The sequence below is a fragment of the Flavobacterium sp. GL_143 genome (assembly GCF_057834355.1).
Map to the genome: position 1 here is coordinate 1 of NZ_CM174401.1, position 17,719 is coordinate 17,719.

18 protein-coding genes are annotated in these 17,719 nt (G+C 33.6%); 14 read left to right on the plus strand and 4 right to left on the minus strand.

Going from position 1 to position 17,719, the window contains the following annotated elements; genetic code table 11:
- The 12 genes from dnaA (at window position 1) to scpA (ending at window position 10,827) form a co-directional block, all read left to right on the plus strand.
- Window positions 1-1,428: a chromosomal replication initiator protein DnaA gene (gene dnaA, locus AC3IPI_RS00005; RefSeq protein WP_039111581.1), complete on the plus strand. Its 1,428-nt coding sequence runs from the start codon at window positions 1-3 to the stop codon at window positions 1,426-1,428.
- A gap of 9 nt (window positions 1,429-1,437) precedes the next feature.
- Window positions 1,438-1,905: a low molecular weight protein-tyrosine-phosphatase gene (locus tag AC3IPI_RS00010; protein WP_489156319.1), complete on the plus strand. Its 468-nt coding sequence runs from the start codon at window positions 1,438-1,440 to the stop codon at window positions 1,903-1,905.
- Between the two features lie 36 nt (window positions 1,906-1,941).
- Window positions 1,942-2,664, plus strand: a complete 723-nt coding sequence (locus tag AC3IPI_RS00015) for an SAM-dependent methyltransferase (protein WP_086895408.1) — start codon at window positions 1,942-1,944, stop codon at window positions 2,662-2,664.
- Window positions 2,665-2,686: 22 nt separating this feature from the next.
- Window positions 2,687-3,145, plus strand: coding sequence for an energy transducer TonB (locus tag AC3IPI_RS00020; protein ID WP_489156321.1), 459 nt, complete (start codon window positions 2,687-2,689; stop codon window positions 3,143-3,145).
- A 99-nt stretch (window positions 3,146-3,244) separates the two neighbouring features.
- On the plus strand, window positions 3,245-4,372 hold the full coding sequence (locus AC3IPI_RS00025) for a methionine aminotransferase (protein WP_489156323.1): 1,128 nt from the start codon (window positions 3,245-3,247) through the stop codon (window positions 4,370-4,372).
- Window positions 4,373-4,449: 77 nt separating this feature from the next.
- Window positions 4,450-5,331 carry an SDR family oxidoreductase gene (locus AC3IPI_RS00030; RefSeq protein ID WP_489156326.1) on the plus strand — a complete coding sequence of 294 codons (882 nt, stop codon included), beginning with the start codon at window positions 4,450-4,452 and terminating at the stop codon, window positions 5,329-5,331.
- Window positions 5,332-5,671: 340 nt separating this feature from the next.
- Window positions 5,672-6,280 (plus strand): uridine kinase, encoded by a 609-nt coding sequence (gene udk / locus AC3IPI_RS00035; protein ID WP_039111328.1) that lies wholly within the window; start codon window positions 5,672-5,674, stop codon window positions 6,278-6,280.
- A gap of 111 nt (window positions 6,281-6,391) precedes the next feature.
- Window positions 6,392-6,715, plus strand: a complete 324-nt coding sequence (locus AC3IPI_RS00040; RefSeq protein ID WP_039111330.1) for an FtsB family cell division protein — start codon at window positions 6,392-6,394, stop codon at window positions 6,713-6,715.
- A gap of 24 nt (window positions 6,716-6,739) precedes the next feature.
- Window positions 6,740-8,110, plus strand: a complete 1,371-nt coding sequence (locus AC3IPI_RS00045) for a methylmalonyl-CoA mutase subunit beta (protein ID WP_489156328.1) — start codon at window positions 6,740-6,742, stop codon at window positions 8,108-8,110.
- Window positions 8,111-8,153: 43 nt separating this feature from the next.
- A complete protein-coding gene (locus AC3IPI_RS00050; protein ID WP_489156330.1) occupies window positions 8,154-8,390 on the plus strand; it encodes a hypothetical protein in 237 nt (78 codons plus the stop codon).
- Entirely contained in the window at window positions 8,380-8,670 is a 291-nt protein-coding gene (locus AC3IPI_RS00055; protein WP_489156332.1) for a type II toxin-antitoxin system RelE/ParE family toxin, read from the plus strand. Before AC3IPI_RS00050 ends, AC3IPI_RS00055 begins: the two co-directional genes overlap by 11 nt.
- A 15-nt stretch (window positions 8,671-8,685) precedes the next feature.
- Window positions 8,686-10,827, plus strand: a complete 2,142-nt coding sequence (gene scpA / locus AC3IPI_RS00060) for a methylmalonyl-CoA mutase (protein WP_489156334.1) — start codon at window positions 8,686-8,688, stop codon at window positions 10,825-10,827.
- A gap of 57 nt (window positions 10,828-10,884) precedes the next feature.
- On the opposite strand, the gene AC3IPI_RS00065 is transcribed toward scpA, so the two are convergent.
- The 4 genes from AC3IPI_RS00065 to dapF form a co-directional block, all read right to left on the minus strand.
- Window positions 10,885-11,529, minus strand: coding sequence for a peptidoglycan-binding protein LysM (locus AC3IPI_RS00065; protein ID WP_086895416.1), 645 nt, complete (start codon window positions 11,527-11,529; stop codon window positions 10,885-10,887).
- Window positions 11,530-12,027: 498 nt separating this feature from the next.
- Window positions 12,028-13,068, minus strand: a complete 1,041-nt coding sequence (gene mltG, locus AC3IPI_RS00070; protein WP_039111583.1) for an endolytic transglycosylase MltG — start codon at window positions 13,066-13,068, stop codon at window positions 12,028-12,030.
- 60 nt (window positions 13,069-13,128) lie between these two features.
- Complete coding sequence (locus tag AC3IPI_RS00075) at window positions 13,129-13,662, minus strand: GNAT family N-acetyltransferase (protein ID WP_039111342.1); 534 nt, start codon at window positions 13,660-13,662, stop codon at window positions 13,129-13,131.
- A 66-nt stretch (window positions 13,663-13,728) separates the two neighbouring features.
- Entirely contained in the window at window positions 13,729-14,511 is a 783-nt protein-coding gene (dapF, locus tag AC3IPI_RS00080; RefSeq protein ID WP_489159254.1) for a diaminopimelate epimerase, read from the minus strand.
- A 137-nt stretch (window positions 14,512-14,648) separates the two neighbouring features.
- Between dapF and AC3IPI_RS00085 the strand changes: the two genes are divergently transcribed.
- Complete coding sequence (locus tag AC3IPI_RS00085; protein ID WP_039120376.1) at window positions 14,649-16,049, plus strand: trypsin-like peptidase domain-containing protein; 1,401 nt, start codon at window positions 14,649-14,651, stop codon at window positions 16,047-16,049.
- 154 nt (window positions 16,050-16,203) lie between these two features.
- Entirely contained in the window at window positions 16,204-17,649 is a 1,446-nt protein-coding gene (locus tag AC3IPI_RS00090; protein WP_489153512.1) for an IS1182 family transposase, read from the plus strand.
- Window positions 17,650-17,719 lie beyond the last annotated feature (70 nt).

Here is a 17,719-nt window from a genome sequence, read left to right on the forward strand (position 1 = left end):
ATGACTAAAACTGCACAATCGGTATGGGAAAACTGTTTGTCTTTTATAAAAGACAACATTCAAGATCAAGCGTACAAAACTTGGTTTGAGCCAATCAAATCAGTTGAGCTAACCGACAACGCATTATACATTCAAGTTCCAAGTAAATTTTTCTACGAATGGTTAGAAGAGCACTATGTAAAATTACTAAAAGTTGCTCTTACCAAGGAACTCGGAAAAAATGCAAAGTTACTCTATAAAATCAAAATGGAAAACACTTATGGCAACAAACAACCGTTTACGGAACAATTGCCAAGTGCCAATAGAGGACCTATGAAACCTCAAGATGTTGATGCTCCGTTTAAAAACTTAAATCCTGAATTAAAAAACCCATTTGTAATTCCAGGAATACGTAATTTAAAAATCGAGTCTCAATTAAACCCGAACTATAGTTTTGATAATTTCCTTGAAGGAGACTCAAATCGTTTAGCTCGTTCTGCAGGTATGGCTGTTGCCAATAAACCTGGAGGAACATCATTTAATCCGTTATTGATTTTTGGTGGAGTTGGTTTAGGAAAAACACACTTAGCTCACGCAATTGGAGTTGAAGTAAAAGACAAATACCCAGAAAAAACGGTTTTATATATTTCTGCCGAAATTTTCACACAACAATATATTGACTCGGTAAAAAAGAATAATCGTAATGATTTCATTCACTTTTACCAGTTAATCGATGTTTTAATTATTGATGACGTTCAGTTTCTATCTGGAAAATCAGGTACACAAGACGTTTTCTTCCATATTTTTAATTATTTACATCAAAACGGAAAACAGGTAATTTTGACTTCTGACAAAGCTCCTGTTGACATGCAAGACATTGAACAACGTTTATTATCACGTTTTAAATGGGGATTATCTGCCGAGTTACATCAGCCAGATTACGAAACAAGAATTTCTATCTTAAAAAATATTTTATATCGTGACGGAGTTGAAATTCCAGAAGATATTATCGAATATGTAGCACGCAACATTAAATCGAATGTACGTGAACTAGAAGGAGCAATTATTTCGTTGATTGCACAATCTTCTTTCAACAAAAAAGAAGTAACGATTGAATTGGCTAAAAGTGTAGTCGAAAAATTCGTTAAAAATGTAAAAAGAGAAATTTCTATCGATTACATCCAAAAAATTGTATCCGATTATTTCCAACTGGATATCGAAACACTTCAATCTAAAACTAGAAAGAGGCACGTTGTTCAGGCAAGACAATTGGCTATGTTTTTTGCAAAGAAATTCACTAAAGCATCTTTAGCAAATATTGGCTCACAAATTGGTGATCGTGATCACGCAACCGTATTACACGCTTGTAAAACAGTTGACAATTTAGTCTCTACAGACAAACAATTCAAGAAATTTGTCGAAGACATCAATAAAAAATTAACGCTATAAACGCGAACCATGCCCGTAAAAATTTTAATGGTCTGCTTGGGTAACATTTGCAGATCACCATTAGCCGAAGGCATTTTAGCTTCAAAATTACCTAAAGACACTTTTTTAGTTGATTCGGCAGGAACGGGCGGTTGGTATATTGGTCGTAACCCTGACCAACGCTCAATCGCGGTAGCACAAAAAAACGGCTTAAACATTTCAAATCAAAAAGGAAGACAATTCAAAACTTCCGATTTTGATACCTTCGATTATATCTACGTCATGGACAATTCCAACTATAATGACGTTATTGCATTGACAAAAAACCAACAGCAAAAAGATAAAGTACAACTTATTCTAAACGAATTATTTCCCGCAGAAAATGTTGATGTTCCCGATCCCTATTATGGCTTACCAAACGGCTTTAACTCCGTTTATCAAATGCTGGACGAAGCTGCCGAAGTGATTGCTAAAAAACTAATAGCCAAACATCAATAACCGAAATCTGTCTTAATAAATTAAAAAATCAAACACATGAAATCAACTTCTTTATTAGGAAAACTTTATTTGATTCCGACAACCTTAGGCGAAAGTGACCCAATGGATGTTTTACCACAAACAATAAAGAGAAGTATTGATTTTATAGACCATTATATTGTAGAAAACGAGAAAACAGCAAGAAAATCTATTAAAGCCGTTTCTCCCGAAAAAAAACAATCTGAACTTATTCTTTTCACACTAAATAAGCGTACCGAAAACAGCGAACATTTAGATTTTATAAAGCCCTTATTAGAAGGGAAAAACGTAGGTTTAATGAGCGAAGCAGGTTGTCCTGGTGTTGCTGATCCAGGTGCTGCAATTGTAAAATTAGCACACGAAAAAGGAATTCAGGTAGTACCACTTGTTGGTCCTTCTTCTATTTTATTAGCTATGATGGCTTCTGGAATGAACGGACAAAGCTTTACTTTTAATGGTTACTTACCAATAGACAAAGACGAGAAAAAATCGGCATTGAAACATTTTGAGAAATTATCTCAGGATAAAAACCAATCTCAAATTTTTATTGAAACTCCGTACAGAAATAATAAACTAGTCGAAGATATTTTACAAATCTTAAATCCTGCAACACATCTTTGTATTGCTACAGATATTACTTTACCAACTGAGTTTATAAAAACAATGCGCATTTCTGATTGGAAAAAAATTAAAGTAGATTTACACAATCGACCTACGATTTTCATTATCCATAAAATGTAATCAAACCTTAAAACCATCATCTATGAAGAAGTTTCTATTACTGATTTTGATTTGCTTTGTGCAAAATACATTTTCTCAAACAATAAAAGAAGGTGATAAACTTACCATAGACGCATCACTTACTATAAGTATCGATGATACAATTCCCCCACAAGGAACTATTCCTAACGATGATTATCTAATTTATAACACCGCTGGTATAGAAGTAAAACCTGAATTTCCCGGAGGCTTAATTGGTTTTGACAGTTTTATAAAACGAAATTATAAAAACCCAACAGATAATCTAAAGGGCAAAATATACGTGACGTTTATAATAGAAAAAGATGGTTCATTGAGCGATATCAAAATTTTAAGAGATATTGGTTATGGAACCGGCGCTGAAGCTATTCGCGTTTTAAAAACATCTCCTAAATGGACTCCAGGAATACAAAACAACAAGCAAGTTAGAGTTCTTTATTCTCTTCCTATAATCATTAACTAATAAGCTATAGATTCTCTTTTTAGAAAAATATTCGTTTCAGAAAAAGAATTTAAAATTATCATAAAAAAGCTATCTTTATAAAAGTAATTATAGATTTTTATGAGCAAACTCCCCCACATTGGCACGAGTATTTTTACAGTTATGTCTAAAATGGCAAACGAATACAATGCCATTAACCTATCGCAAGGATTCCCTAACTTTCCTGTTGACGAACGCTTAACTAGCATTGTAGCACGACTTGCAACCGAGAATGTACACCAATACACTCCAATGGCAGGTTATCCGCCGTTATTGACCAAAATTGCAAAACTTATTCTGGACTCCTATAAACGAGTAGTTGTACCAGAAACCGAAATTCTTGTAACTGCCGGAGCAACTCAAGGTATTTTTACCACCATACAAGCGTTAATTAAAGCAAACGACGAAGTAATTATTCTCGACCCAAGTTATGATTGCTACGAAGCACCAGTTTTATTATGCAATGCACATTCAGTTAGAGTTCCTTTAAACGATGATTACACGCCAAATTGGGAAATCATAGAAAAAGCTTGTTCTGCCAAAACAAGAATGCTAATCATTAATAATCCGCATAACCCAACAGGGAAAATTTTAGCGGAAGCAGATTTTGTACGATTAGAGAAGATTCTTGATAAATACCCAGACCTATTAGTATTATCTGACGAAGTTTATGAATACATCACTTTTGAAGAAAAACATATCTCAGCACACACCCGTCAGCAACTTTTAGACCGTTGCATTATGATTTCATCTTTCGGGAAATCATTTCATATTACAGGATGGAAAATTGGCTACGTCGTAGCCCCAGAACATTTAATGATAGAAATCAAGAAAGTACATCAGTTTTTGGTTTTTAGTGTAAACAGTATTTCTCAAGTTGCAATAAGCGAATATCTAGATATTGTTGACGTTACTAAACTTGGCAAATTCTATCAGGAAAAAAGAGATTACTTTAAAAAATTACTAGAAAAAAGTCGATTCGAATTAAAACCATGTGAAGGAACTTATTTTCAGGTTGCATCCTATAAATCAATCTCCGACGAAGATGATGTGACTTTCTGCAAAAGACTAATAACCGAATACGGAGTTGCTGCAATACCTATTTCGACTTTCTATGCCAACGGAAAAGATTTAAAACTAATCCGTTTTTGTTTTGCAAAAGATAATGCTACACTCGAGGCAGCTGCCGAAAGATTATGCAGCATTTAGCATAAACTAAAATTAACACATTTATTATGCATGCATACTATTTAATTCTTATATTTACCTTTTAAATTTAAAAAAACATGAGTTATACAGATAAAATGTTAAGAGACGATGCTTTAAAAGGCAAAGTAATAGTGGTAACCGGCGGAGGAAGCGGACTAGGAAAAGCCATGACTAAATACTTTCTAGAGTTAGGTGCTAAAGTTGCAATAACGTCGAGAGATTTAGAAAAACTAAAAAACACAGCTACAGAACTTGAGAGCCTAACAGGAGGAACTTGTTTACCACTGCAATGTGATGTTCGTCATTACGAAGAAGTAGAAAACATGCTACAAGAAGTTTTAAAAGCTTTTGGTAAAGTAGATGTATTACTAAACAATGCTGCTGGGAATTTTATTTCGCCAACCGAAAGATTATCGGCTAATGCTTTTGACACTGTTATCGATATTGTATTAAAAGGCTCTAAAAACTGCACACTTGCTTTCGGAAAGCACTGGATTGATACCAAACAAACATCGGCTACAGTATTAAATATTGTAACTACTTATGCTTGGACAGGATCAGCTTATGTTGTACCAAGTGCTACTGCAAAAGCTGGAGTTCTAGCTATGACAAGAAGTCTTGCTGTAGAATGGGCAAAATACGGAATCCGTACTAATGCTATCGCTCCAGGTCCATTCCCTACAAAAGGTGCTTGGGACAGATTACTTCCGGGAGATCTTGCAGAGAAATTTGACATGGCCAAAAAAGTACCATTAAAACGCGTGGGTGATCACCAGGAATTAGCCAATTTAGCTGCTTATTTAGTATCTGATTTTTCAGCCTATGTTAATGGTGAAGTAATTGTTATCGATGGTGGTGAATGGTTAAAAGGAGCTGGACAATTTAATTTATTAGAAGCAATTCCAGAAGAACTTTGGGATCAGCTTGAAATGATGATAAAAGCAAAGAAAAACAAATAATAAGTGCTTACTAAAGTCAGGTATTTAAACAAATCACTGATTGCACCAAAGACCTCGATTACTAAGTAATCGAGGTCTTTTCTTTTATATAGGTTCCATCTTATATACAAATACATTTTTTTATCAATATTTTGCAAACTAGTTTAACGTACTGATTAGAGTAAATTTGCGAAATCAGCATTAAACCTTTCCTCTAGTAAGGATTAATTATTGAATTAAAAACCGAATCAATAAAAAAATTAAAACAAGATAAAAGCTACAAGGAATTTTAGGAATTTTATCTAATGACAAATCCGTATTAATTCTTATTTTTGCGGCTTCAAATTATAACAATATTTTTATGCTCATCATTGGAATTGCAGGCGGAACAGGAAGCGGGAAAACAACCGTAGTACATCAAATCATGAATGAATTACCCCATGCCGAAGTGGGCGTGATTTCTCAGGATTCATACTACAGAGAAAATAAAAATCTATCTTTTGATGAAAGAGCCTTAATAAATTTTGACCATCCACGTGCGATTGATTTTGATTTATTAGTTACCCACTTAAAAGAACTTAAAGAAGGAAAAACTATCGATCAACCTGTTTATTCTTTTATCACACATAACAGAACCGACGATACAATTAGCACACATCCTAGAAAAGTAATGATTGTAGAAGGGATTTTAATCCTGACAAATCCAGAACTAAGAGATCTTTTTGACATTAAAGTATATGTTCACGCCGATTCTGATGAAAGACTTATCAGACGTTTAAAGCGTGATATCGCCGAACGTGGTCGTGACTTAGACGAGGTTTTAACACGGTACCAAAACACTTTAAAACCTATGCATGAGCAGTTTATCGAACCTACAAAGGCTTTTGCTGATATTATCATACCAAACGACAAATACAATACCGTAGCAATAGATGTAGTTCGTGCAGTAATTAATCAACGTATTCTATAATTTTATTGTAAATTTATTGCATTAAAAATTAGGAGCTATTCCCGCTTACGCCTTTATCTTTGTTCGTTCCTCTCAAAGGATATCGGCTTTATCGGGGCTAAAAAATAAAAAATGACAAATCCATATAAAGATAAATCCTGGTTTAAATTCCTGAGCAACAAGTATGTTTGGGTATTGTTGTTTTTTATAATCTGGATGGTTTTTCTGGATAATTACTCCTATTTTGACCATCGCTTTCTAGATAACCAAATAAACGAGTTAAAAGACAACAAAACCTATTATCAAGAAGAGATAAAAAAAGACCAGGAACAAATAAAAGAACTTAAAAACCCAGAGCAAATTGAGAAATATGCACGGGAAAAGTATTTTATGAAAAAAGATAGTGAAGACATTTACATCATCGAATTTGAAGGTGACACTATCGAAAAAAAATAAATTCAGAATTATAAAAAGATAAAAATGGCTACTCCCCTTTTCGATAATTTTAGTCCAGTATCATCCAAACAATGGAAACAAAAAATTCAATTTGAATTGGATGGTGCCGATTATAACGAAACCTTGATTTGGAATTCGCCAGAAGACATTCAGGTAAAACCATTTTATCATAGTGATGAAAACATCAAGCCCGTTGAAGTAACAACCAAAGCAACTGATTTTAAAATATGTCAGAACATTTTTGTTCATGACGTTTCAAAATCAGTTGAAAGGGCTTTAGATTCCCTAAAAAGAGGTGCTGAAAGTTTGTATTTTACAATCGAAAATGACACCGTTGCCGTTGATAAATTATTCGAAAAATTACCTTTAGAAAACAGAAATGTTTACTTTAATTTGAATTTTATTTCAATCGATTTCGTAAAAAAACTAAATGCTATTTCAATACAGAAAAAAGCATTTTTTTACTATAATATTGATCCCCTTGGGCAATTGGCAAAAGAGGGCAATTGGTTTTCATTTACAACCAAAGAAAAAAACAATTTCGAAACGCTTGAAATCCTTTCAAAGGAAATTCCAAATGCATCCTTAATAAGTATTAATGCAAGTTTATATCAAAATGCTGGTGCCAATATGGTACAACAAATTGCATATACAGTAGCACATGCAAACGAATATTTTAATCGAATTCCCTCAATAAACGGAACCATCGTATTACAAGTATCAGTAGGAACCAATTACTTTTTTGAAATTGCTAAACTTCGTGCCTTACGATTGCTTTTTAATTTAATAGCAACCGAATACAATCCAAACCTAAAATGTCATATACTTGCTTCGCCCACAAAGCGAAATAAAACCTTGTACGATTACAATGTAAACATGTTACGTACCACAACCGAATGTATGTCGGCAATAATTGGTGGTGCAGATGCCATTGCTAATTTACCATACGATGCTTTATACCATAAAGACAATGAATTTGGGGACAGAATTGCACGCAATCAATTATTGATTCTTAAAAACGAAAGCTATTTTGACAAAGTCAATAATCCAGCTGACGGAAGTTATTATATAGAAAGTCTGACCAACCAACTTGCCGAGAAATCATTGACCTTATTTAAAGATATCGAAGCCAATGGAGGTTTCTTAAAATTATTAAACGAAGGAATTATCAAAAGAAAAATTCAGGAAAGCGCCGATAAGGAACAAGAATTATTTGATACAAAGAAAGAAGTTTTACTCGGAACAAATAAGTACCCGAACAAAGACGACAAAATGAAGCATGATTTAGAACTCTTTCCTTTTGTAAAAATAAAACCAAGAAAGACATTAATTACACCAATAATAGAAAAACGGTTGGCCGAAAAACTGGAGCAAGAACGATTAGAACTTGAATAAAACTGATTTAAAATAGCTATATTTGAATCTAACACAACTAATTATGGAAGCAATTCGACAAATAATATCGGTTAAAAATCATTCTATAACAGTTATTTTACCCGATGATTTTATAGCAGATGAAGTAGAAGTAATTATTTTACCTGTACAAAATGACAATTATAAAATCCCCCAATGGCAAATTGATCAAGTTAGAGAAAGAACAGAAAATTATTTAAAAAATCCAACGAATGTTACTGACATAGATGATTTTTTAAAAGAAATTGAAGATGGTCTATAAAATAGTAATTATCGAAGAAGCAAAAAAGGATTATAAAGAATCTTTGCTTTGGTATAAAAACATACATCCAAAATTAGCTATTAGATTTAATGATTCCTTTAAAAAAAGTATAGCAATTATTAAAAAAGACCCATTACTATTTCAAATTAGATATGACAATATCAGAATATTATTTTTAAAAACTTTTCCATATGCCATACATTATTCAATTTACGAAAATTGTATCGTTATAAAATCCATTTTTCACACATCCAGAGATAGTGAATTAAACTTCTTTTAAATACCTTTTTTACAATTGAGAAAAGACCTTAAACATATTAAATTAAAAGCTGAAAGCGAACAGGTAGATAGTGTTAATCCTCAAGATAAACAACTAACAACTGATTACTTTGAAACAGCCGAAGGAATTGACCTAAAAGCAACCTATACAAAACAAGATATTGAGAATATAGAACATCTTGATTTTGGAGCTGGATTTGCCCCAAATTTAAGAGGTCCTTATGCAACTATGCATGTAAGACGCCCTTGGACAATCAGGCAATATGCAGGATTTTCGACTGCTGAAGAAAGTAATGCTTTTTACAGACGTAATCTAGCTGCAGGGCAAAAGGGTTTATCAATTGCATTTGATTTACCTACGCATCGCGGATACGACTCTGATCATGAGCGTGTTGTTGGTGATGTCGGGAAAGCTGGAGTTGCTATCGACTCTGTCGAAGACATGAAGGTTTTATTTGATCAAATCCCGCTTGAAGAGATGTCGGTTTCTATGACAATGAATGGTGCGGTTTTACCAATTATGGCTTTTTATATCGTTGCTGCCGAAGAACAAGGTGTTCCTCCTGTAAAACTTTCTGGAACTATTCAAAATGATATCCTGAAAGAGTTCATGGTGCGTAACACTTATATTTATCCGCCAACTCCTTCGATGAAAATCATTGCTGATATTTTTGAATTTACGAGCAAAAAAATGCCAAAATTCAATTCTATCTCCATTTCTGGATATCATATGCAAGAAGCAGGTGCCACTGCCGATATAGAATTGGCTTATACTCTAGCCGATGGATTAGAATATATACGAACAGGATTGGCAACAGGAATGCCTATAGATGAATTTGCTCCACGATTGTCTTTTTTCTGGGCAATAGGAATGAATCACTTTATGGAAATTGCCAAAATGCGTGCAGGAAGAATGATTTGGGCAAAACTGGTTCAACAATTTAATCCTAAAAGCGATAAATCTCTGGCTTTGAGAACGCATTGTCAGACAAGTGGCTGGAGTTTAACCGAGCAAGATCCATTTAATAATGTGGCTCGTACTTGTATTGAGGCTACAGCAGCTGCTTTTGGCGGAACACAATCGTTACATACAAATGCTTTGGATGAAGCCATTGCATTGCCAACAGATTTTTCGGCAAGAATTGCTCGTAACACTCAAATCTTCTTGCAGGAAGAAACCAAAATAACAAAAACCGTTGACCCTTGGGCTGGTAGTTATTATGTAGAGAGCTTAACAAATGAAATTGTTGCCAATGCATGGAAACTTATTGAAGAAGTTGAAGAACTAGGCGGAATGACTAAAGCTATTGAAGCTGGAATTCCTAAATTACGAATAGAAGAAGCTGCGGCAAGAAAACAAGCCCGAATAGACAGCGGACAAGATATTATTGTGGGTGTTAATAAATACCGACTAGAAAAAGAAGATCCTTTACAGATTCTTGATGTGGATAACCAAATGGTGCGTAAACAACAAGTTGCTCAACTAGAACATATAAAAGCAACCAGAGATTCTGAAAAAGTAAAAGCAATACTCGAAAAATTAATTCATTGTGCTAAAACCGGCGACGGTAATTTACTGGAAATAGCTATTGATGCAGCTAGAAATCGTGCTACTCTAGGCGAAATAAGCGATGCTTTAGAAACTGTTTTCGGAAGATACAAAGCACAAATTAAATCCTTTAGTGGCGTGTACAGTGCAGCGATAAAAGACGACAAGAGCTTTGAGAAAGCAAAACAATTGGCCGATACCTTTGCCAAACAGGAAGGTCGTCGCCCAAGAATTATGATTGCCAAAATGGGGCAAGACGGTCATGACAGGGGTGCAAAAGTAGTTGCCACTGGTTATGCCGATGTGGGCTTTGATGTAGATATAGGTCCTCTTTTCCAGACTCCGGCAGAAGCTGCCAAACAAGCTGTAGAAAATGACGTTCATATTCTAGGTGTTTCCTCACTTGCTGCGGGACATAAAACACTTGTACCTCAAGTTATAGAAGAACTAAAAAAACATGGCCGTGAAGATATCATGGTTATTGTGGGTGGTGTAATACCAGCACAAGATTATCAGTATTTATTTGATGCTGGTGCTGTAGCCGTTTTTGGACCTGGAACAAAAATTAGTGAAGCCGCAATTACAATTCTGGAAATCCTAATTGACTAAAAAGTAAAAAACCTGCAATCTCTTGCAGGTTTTTTTATATTCTTAATTCGTAATGAATTATATCGAGTGAACTGTGGCATCATTATCTGCTTCGATTGAAGAGACATTGTAACCTCCAAAAGCCTTCATGTAACTTCTAATAGACGTTCCATAAGCATCTCTGAAATATTTTTGTCCATTATTCTTAAAAAAGTTTTTAACAGACCCAGCACCTCCTAAATGAGCCGCTGCTAATATTCCTGATTCGGTAATATAAATTCCGCTGATAAGCTTTCCTTCATACTTCTCGATTTCCTTCCTTAAAATCCATTTATTTTTAGACAACAAAGCAATAAATGCTTTTTCTTGTAACGCAGGGTTTCTTAGGAACGCTTCATCATTTCGTACTCCAATTGCTCTTAAAGCCTGGGTTCCGAATTGATATTTTCCCATGTAACCAAGTGTATTTACTTTTCTGTATTTGCCTTGAGATTCTCTTAAAGCGATTGCTTCTTTGAAACCAATTAGGTGGTTTCCGGTGAAAGGAATACTGTCTGAAACAGGATAATCTTTCTTTTCTTTAGATGGAAGTAAGTAGTCGGTTCCATCTGTTTTTTCTGTAAGAAACCAAGGAGTGGTGTCTAAATTAAAGGACTTAAAACCTGAGCTTAAAAACCCAATAATAACGGTTAATGTTGTGTAAAAATACCATTTCTTTATCATAGATTGTTTTTCTTTTGAACGCTGTCCCATTCAAAAATTTCTGCCCACAAAGATACAACAAAATTTACAAAGCTATAAATCAACCAGTTAAACTTTTCAAAAAACCCAAAATACGCCCCGTAACCACCTAGTTAGGAGTGCGTTCCAAAAATCAATTTTATCTCTCAATAACGTGGAATCCCAATGAAAACGTTTTCAAAAAAACTGCTTTTTTGTCAATTTTTGTAAGAAAAACGTCGAGACGGGATAAAACTACCAATCTATTTTAAAATTCTAAATCGTCAAATTAGGGTCGTTTTTTTCGATATTTTCAATAAAAACAATTCTCTCTTTTGTCGAAAAATAAATTCAATTATTTGAACAATTTCAACTATCAATAATTAAACAAATCATACTTCTCAAAAATCTATTTATAAAATCAATATTTATAAAAAAAAAGATGCCGAAGTCAATAATTAACTTCGGCATCTTTTTATAGATTATATTTTACTTTCGGGACTATCTTACCACTCCTTGACTATTAATCCAGTCTGAGTATTTTTTTGCATTTACATTATGCTGTGCTAATGTCGATGCAAACTCATGATATCCAAAACGATCTATACTTGCACAGAAATAGATGTAATCATTTTTCTCAGGTTTTAAAACAGCTTCTAATGCTGTAATATCTGGCATTGCAATTGGTCCTGGAGGAAGTCCCGTATTCATATAGGTATTATATGGAGACGACATTGTTAAGTCTTTATAGAAAACTCTTTTTATTACTTGCTCAAAGTCATTTGATTTCTTTTTGATTGCGTAAATAACCGTTGGATCAGCTTGTAATGGCATTTCCAGACGCAATCTGTTTAAATAAACTCCTGCAATTCTAGGTCGCTCATCTTTTTTCACAGATTCTTTATGTACGATTGAAGCCAAAATTGTAGCTTCTACTGGAGTTAATCCTTGTGCAGCAGCTTGATCTATTCTCTCTTTAGTCCAGAAATTATGATATTCTTTAATCATTTTATCACGAAACTTAAGAGCCGAAGTATTCCAATACACTTCATACGTATTAGGGATAAACATTGCAAACACATTATCTTCGTTAAAACCATTTTCTTTCATGAAAATAGAATCTTTAAATACTTTTAGCAATGATGTGCTATCAGCTTCTATTTGAGAAGCAACACGTCCTGCAAAATCCTCTAGACGTTCTTGATTGTTAAAAGCTAATTTTACCGGAACATTAGATCGCATTGCTCTAACCAAATCCATATTATTCATATCCTTGGTTAATAAAAAGCGTCCTGGTTTTACATTATCAGGATAACCTCTTTTACTAGCAACCATCTCAAAGTTCTTTAAATCTTTTACAAAGGGTTCTAATATCTTTTTTACATCTTCATAATTAGATCCCGTAGGTACATAAACGTAAACCTCTTTCTCAGAAAATTTAGTATTAGCACTAAAAATTTGGCTTATCAAAATAAACCCATAAACCATCAAAACCGAAATTACGATTACGGCACTTATTGTTATAATTTTCTTTATATTCATATGTGGTTGCATTACTTGCTAGTATTTTTTTTTAATTATAACAATTTAAAAACTAAACTTTTAAAACTCCTTATTAATTAATTGAAAAAGAGCTTCGTCCTGATAAACTCCATTAACTAAAAGCCAATCTTTTTTTGTTCCAATTTTTTCAAAGCCAAATTTAGTAAAAAGTGCATTACTTGCTTCGTTTTTAACACCAATATTTGCATATAATTGATGTAAATTAAGATGATAAAAAGAATATTTAATTAATAATGTTAAAGCTTCAGAACCAATATTTTGATTCCTTCTTTCATTATCCTGAATTACAATCCCAATACCTGCCCTATTATTTTTAGGGTCAAAATCGAATAAATCAACTAGGCCAATGGCAGGAAAATCCTGATCTTGGCAAATAGCAAGTCGTAATTGTTTGGCTTCATAAATGTCCTGATGGGCATTTTCCAGATATTGTTTTATTAAGAATCGGCTGTAAGGTGTTTGAGTATTGCTTACTTCCCAAATACTAAGGTCGTTTTCGACTGCATAAATAAACTCCAGATCATTGGGTTCTAATGCTCGTATATATATAGTATCGCCTTTTAATGTGATCATTTTTAATTTTAGAATTTAGCCCCGATCCCAAAACGTCGGGATAGGATAGATTTCAGACTGAAAACATTAAATCTCGATTGTTCCTTTAAATACAAATTCTGCTGGTCCTTTTAAGAACACATTTGTAAAGTGCTCCCCTACTTTATCAAAAGAAACAACTAGTTTACCTCCTTCAACATTTAAGTTGATATCTGTTTCATTCGTTTCTCCTATTGCATTCATAGCTATTGCAACCGCTGTAGCGCCTGTTCCGCAAGCAAGAGTTTCATCCTCTACACCTCTTTCGTAAGTGCGTAGTGAAAATGTTTTATCATCTACTTTTTTTACAAAGTTGATATTGCTCCCTAGTTTTCCATACAATTCTCCGTAACGTATAGCTGCTCCGTTTTCTTTTACATTATAATGTTCTAAATCATCTACTATTTGTACATGATGTGGAGATCCTGTATTTAAGAACGTATAATTATCATATTTATTTATAGCATCAACATCTATCATTTGCAAAGAAACAATAGAGTCTGGCGCGATTGTAGCATGATGCAAACCATCTGTAGCTATAAAGGTTGTTTCATTTTCTATTACATCTAGTTTTTTAGCAAATGCCACCAAACATCTACCACCGTTTCCGCACATCGAACTTTGGTTTCCGTCGGCATTATAGTAAACCATTCTAAAATCGGTTTCAAAATCATTTTCTAACAAAATAAGTCCATCAGCACCAATTCCGAATCGTCTGTCGCACAAACGTTCAATTAATTTTGTATCTTTCTTTGGAAAAAAATCAGAACGATTATCAATCATTACAAAATCATTTCCTGTACCCTGATATTTATAAAATTCTACTTGCATTGTTATTGAATTGAGAAATACAAAAGTACGAACTATTAATGAAATGTTAATCATTGTTAAAGAGCGTTAAACCACTTTACTTCAGTTTTTTTTTGATATAATTTTATACATAGATAACTTAAACACTAATCAAAACAATGAAACGATTTTCAACCTTATTTTTAGTATCCTTATTAAGCGGTGCTACTACGCTTGGTGCATACAAGTTATTATTTGATAATAACGGTTCTCTTTTTGGCGAAAAGAAATCGATAGTAACTCTTGCTCCAAATTCATACTCTAAAACAGTAGGATTAGGTGCCGAAACTGTTGATTTTACAGCTGCAGCAGATAAAACTATTCATACAGTAGTACACGTAAAAAATGTATCTCGCAGAACTGTTACTAACCCAATGTTAGAATATTTTTACGGTTATGGAGGTCAGCAAACACAAGAACAAGTTGGTACTGGTTCTGGTGTAATTATTTCTGCTGATGGATATATTGTAACTAATAATCACGTGATAAAAAACGCCACTGAAATTGAAATTACTTTAAACAATAAAAAATCTTATACGGCAAAACTTATTGGAACAGATTCTAAAATGGATATTGCTTTATTAAAAATCGATGCCGACGAAAAATTACCTTATACTCCTTTTGCAGATTCTGATGCTGTAAAAGTCGGTGAATGGGTTTTGGCAGTTGGAAATCCGTATAATCTAACTTCTACAGTAACTGCGGGGATTGTTTCGGCGAAAGCCAGAAACTTAGATACAAACGGAATTCAATCGTTTATCCAGACTGATGCCGCAGTAAACCCTGGTAATAGTGGTGGTGCATTGGTAAACACCAGAGGAGATTTAATTGGTATTAATACCATGATATCCTCTACGACCGGTTCTTATGTTGGATACTCATTTGCAGTTCCGTCTAATATTGCCAGAAAAATAATAGAAGATATTATGGAGTTTGGTAATGTACAAAGAGCTATTTTAGGTGTAGAAGGCGGAGAACTTAATAATGCCGCTTCTAAAGAGCTGGGTATTTCTCAAACTCAAGGTTTTTACATCAATAAAGTAACTCAAAAATCAGGTGCTGAAAAATCTGGTCTTCAAAAAGGTGACATTATTGTAAAATTAGATAATCGAGATATAGCTACTTATGCTGATTTTTCTGGATATATTAATACTAAAAGACCTAATGATGTAGTTCAGGTAACTTATATACGTGACGGAAAAAATAAAGTAGTTCCTGTTACTTTAAGTAAAAATGAATTTTTTAGTACTGAATATAAAGGAATCGAATTAGAAAATATCGATGCAACAGATAAAAAGAGATTCGGTATAAACTATGGTGTAAAAATTAAAGCTCTTACAAACGAAAATCTTAAACAGTATAATAATGAATTACAAGGCAACATTATTTTAAGTATTGACAATATAAAAGCAACAGACATTGAAACGGTTTCGAAACTTTTAAATCAAAAAGACGAAAACCAAAGTATACGAATTGAAATGATTAATAGAAACGGAGAAGTTATTCGAGTTATCATCTAAATCATTTTATTTCCCAAATTCAAAGCCATCCTGCAAAATCGAGGGCACTGAAAAAGTCCTTTTCACGAATAAATTGTTAATTAAAAGGAGTAGAAGCTAAAAGTTTCTGCTCCTTTTTTTTGTATCTTTTGAGTGTAATCATAAGGCTTTTTAGATGTTAATTCAACAGCAACAAATTCAGTTTAGTCCCTATTCCTCATTATATGATTTAATTGTTCCTCAGGATAATCTCCTTAGAAAAATCAACGAACTCATAGACTTCTCATTCATCTACGATGAGTTGCTAAATAAATATTGCATCACTAATGGTCGCACAGCAGAAAGCCCAGTGCGTATGTTTAAGTATTTACTTCTAAAAACAATTTATGATGTCTCGGATGTTGATGTAGTAGAACGTTCACGTTTTGATATGTCTTTTAAGTATTTCTTAGAAATGACACCAGAGGAGAGTGTTATTAATCCAAGTTCTTTAACGAAATTTCGTAAACTTCGCCTGAAGGATACGGACTTATTAAATCTACTCATTGGTAAAACAGTATCTATAGCCGTCGAAAAGGGAATCATCAGATCCAGGTCTATTATAGTTGATGCTACACACACTTTATCAAGATCAAATCCATTTGCAGCAATTGATGTATTAAGAGAGCGCTCTAAACTTCTACGAAGAACAGTATATTTATTTGATGACCAATTCAAAGAGCATATGCCCGAGAAGAACAATACCAATGAATTGGAAAAAGAATTAGCCTATTGTAAAGAACTGGAGCAGCGCATAGAAAAAGAAGAATCTTTGAGTTCTATACCTGCTGTAAAAGAAAAGCTAAATCTGCTTAAAGAAACTATAGAAGATACTCAGGAAAATTTTATCTTATCAAAAGATATAGATGCTAAAACAGGTCATAAATCCGCAGATAGCTCTTTCTTTGGATACAAGACTCATTTAGCGATGACCGAAGAGCGAATCATCACAGCGGCTGTAGTTACCTCAGGAGAGAAAGCAGATGGTCCAGAGTTACCAAAACTCTTAGAGATTAGTCAGCAAAACGGAATTGATGTAAATACCATTATTGGTGATGGAGCTTATTCAGGAACAGAAAATCTCAAGCGAGCAAACGGGAAAAATATTAGAGTTGTAGCTAAGTTAAATGTTTCAGTAGCAAATGGGACAAGAAAAGAGGAAGATAAATTTCAATATAATAAAGATGCCGATAGAATGGTTTGTCCTGCAGGACATATGGCTATACGAAAAGCTAGACAGGGCAAAAAAAATGTTGGGAAAAATCAAACATATACCTACTATTTCGATGTCGAAAAATGCAAATCTTGTTCTTTAAAACAGGGGTGTTATAAAGGGGCAAAAACAAAAACCTACTGTGTAAGGATAAAATCAGACTTACACCAAGAACAAATCGCCTTTCAAGAAACGGATTATTTCAAAGAAAAAGCAAAACATCGATACAAAATAGAGGCTAAAAATAGTGAGTTAAAAAACGTACATGGCTATGATAGAGCAATATCGTACGGCATTGCCAATATGCAAATGCAAGGAGCAATGGCTATTTTTACAGTCAACTTAAAAAGAATACTGAAATTAATGTAAGAAATTTATAAAATAAGTATGCCTACACAAAATGCCCCCTATAAATCAAAAATCGATTCATATAGCTGCA

What these genes read in the sequence shown, in the direction of transcription:
- AC3IPI_RS00065 (WP_086895416.1), bottom strand. Translation starts at nt 11,529, where the DNA reads ATGATAAAGAAATGGTATTTTTACACAACATTAACCGTTATTATTGGG.
- mltG (WP_039111583.1), bottom strand. Translation starts at nt 13,068, where the DNA reads ATGAATATAAAGAAAATTATAACAATAAGTGCCGTAATCGTAATTTCG.
- AC3IPI_RS00020 (WP_489156321.1), top strand. Translation starts at nt 2,687, where the DNA reads ATGAAGAAGTTTCTATTACTGATTTTGATTTGCTTTGTGCAAAATACA.
- AC3IPI_RS00055 (WP_489156332.1), top strand. Translation starts at nt 8,380, where the DNA reads ATGGTCTATAAAATAGTAATTATCGAAGAAGCAAAAAAGGATTATAAA.
- AC3IPI_RS00085 (WP_039120376.1), top strand. Translation starts at nt 14,649, where the DNA reads ATGAAACGATTTTCAACCTTATTTTTAGTATCCTTATTAAGCGGTGCT.
- udk (WP_039111328.1), top strand. Translation starts at nt 5,672, where the DNA reads ATGCTCATCATTGGAATTGCAGGCGGAACAGGAAGCGGGAAAACAACC.
- dnaA (WP_039111581.1), top strand. Translation starts at nt 1, where the DNA reads ATGACTAAAACTGCACAATCGGTATGGGAAAACTGTTTGTCTTTTATA.
- AC3IPI_RS00025 (WP_489156323.1), top strand. Translation starts at nt 3,245, where the DNA reads ATGAGCAAACTCCCCCACATTGGCACGAGTATTTTTACAGTTATGTCT.
- AC3IPI_RS00045 (WP_489156328.1), top strand. Translation starts at nt 6,740, where the DNA reads ATGGCTACTCCCCTTTTCGATAATTTTAGTCCAGTATCATCCAAACAA.
- AC3IPI_RS00075 (WP_039111342.1), bottom strand. Translation starts at nt 13,662, where the DNA reads ATGATCACATTAAAAGGCGATACTATATATATACGAGCATTAGAACCC.
- AC3IPI_RS00015 (WP_086895408.1), top strand. Translation starts at nt 1,942, where the DNA reads ATGAAATCAACTTCTTTATTAGGAAAACTTTATTTGATTCCGACAACC.
- dapF (WP_489159254.1), bottom strand. Translation starts at nt 14,511, where the DNA reads ATGCAAGTAGAATTTTATAAATATCAGGGTACAGGAAATGATTTTGTA.
- AC3IPI_RS00040 (WP_039111330.1), top strand. Translation starts at nt 6,392, where the DNA reads ATGACAAATCCATATAAAGATAAATCCTGGTTTAAATTCCTGAGCAAC.
- AC3IPI_RS00090 (WP_489153512.1), top strand. Translation starts at nt 16,204, where the DNA reads ATGTTAATTCAACAGCAACAAATTCAGTTTAGTCCCTATTCCTCATTA.
- AC3IPI_RS00050 (WP_489156330.1), top strand. Translation starts at nt 8,154, where the DNA reads ATGGAAGCAATTCGACAAATAATATCGGTTAAAAATCATTCTATAACA.
- AC3IPI_RS00030 (WP_489156326.1), top strand. Translation starts at nt 4,450, where the DNA reads ATGAGTTATACAGATAAAATGTTAAGAGACGATGCTTTAAAAGGCAAA.
- AC3IPI_RS00010 (WP_489156319.1), top strand. Translation starts at nt 1,438, where the DNA reads ATGCCCGTAAAAATTTTAATGGTCTGCTTGGGTAACATTTGCAGATCA.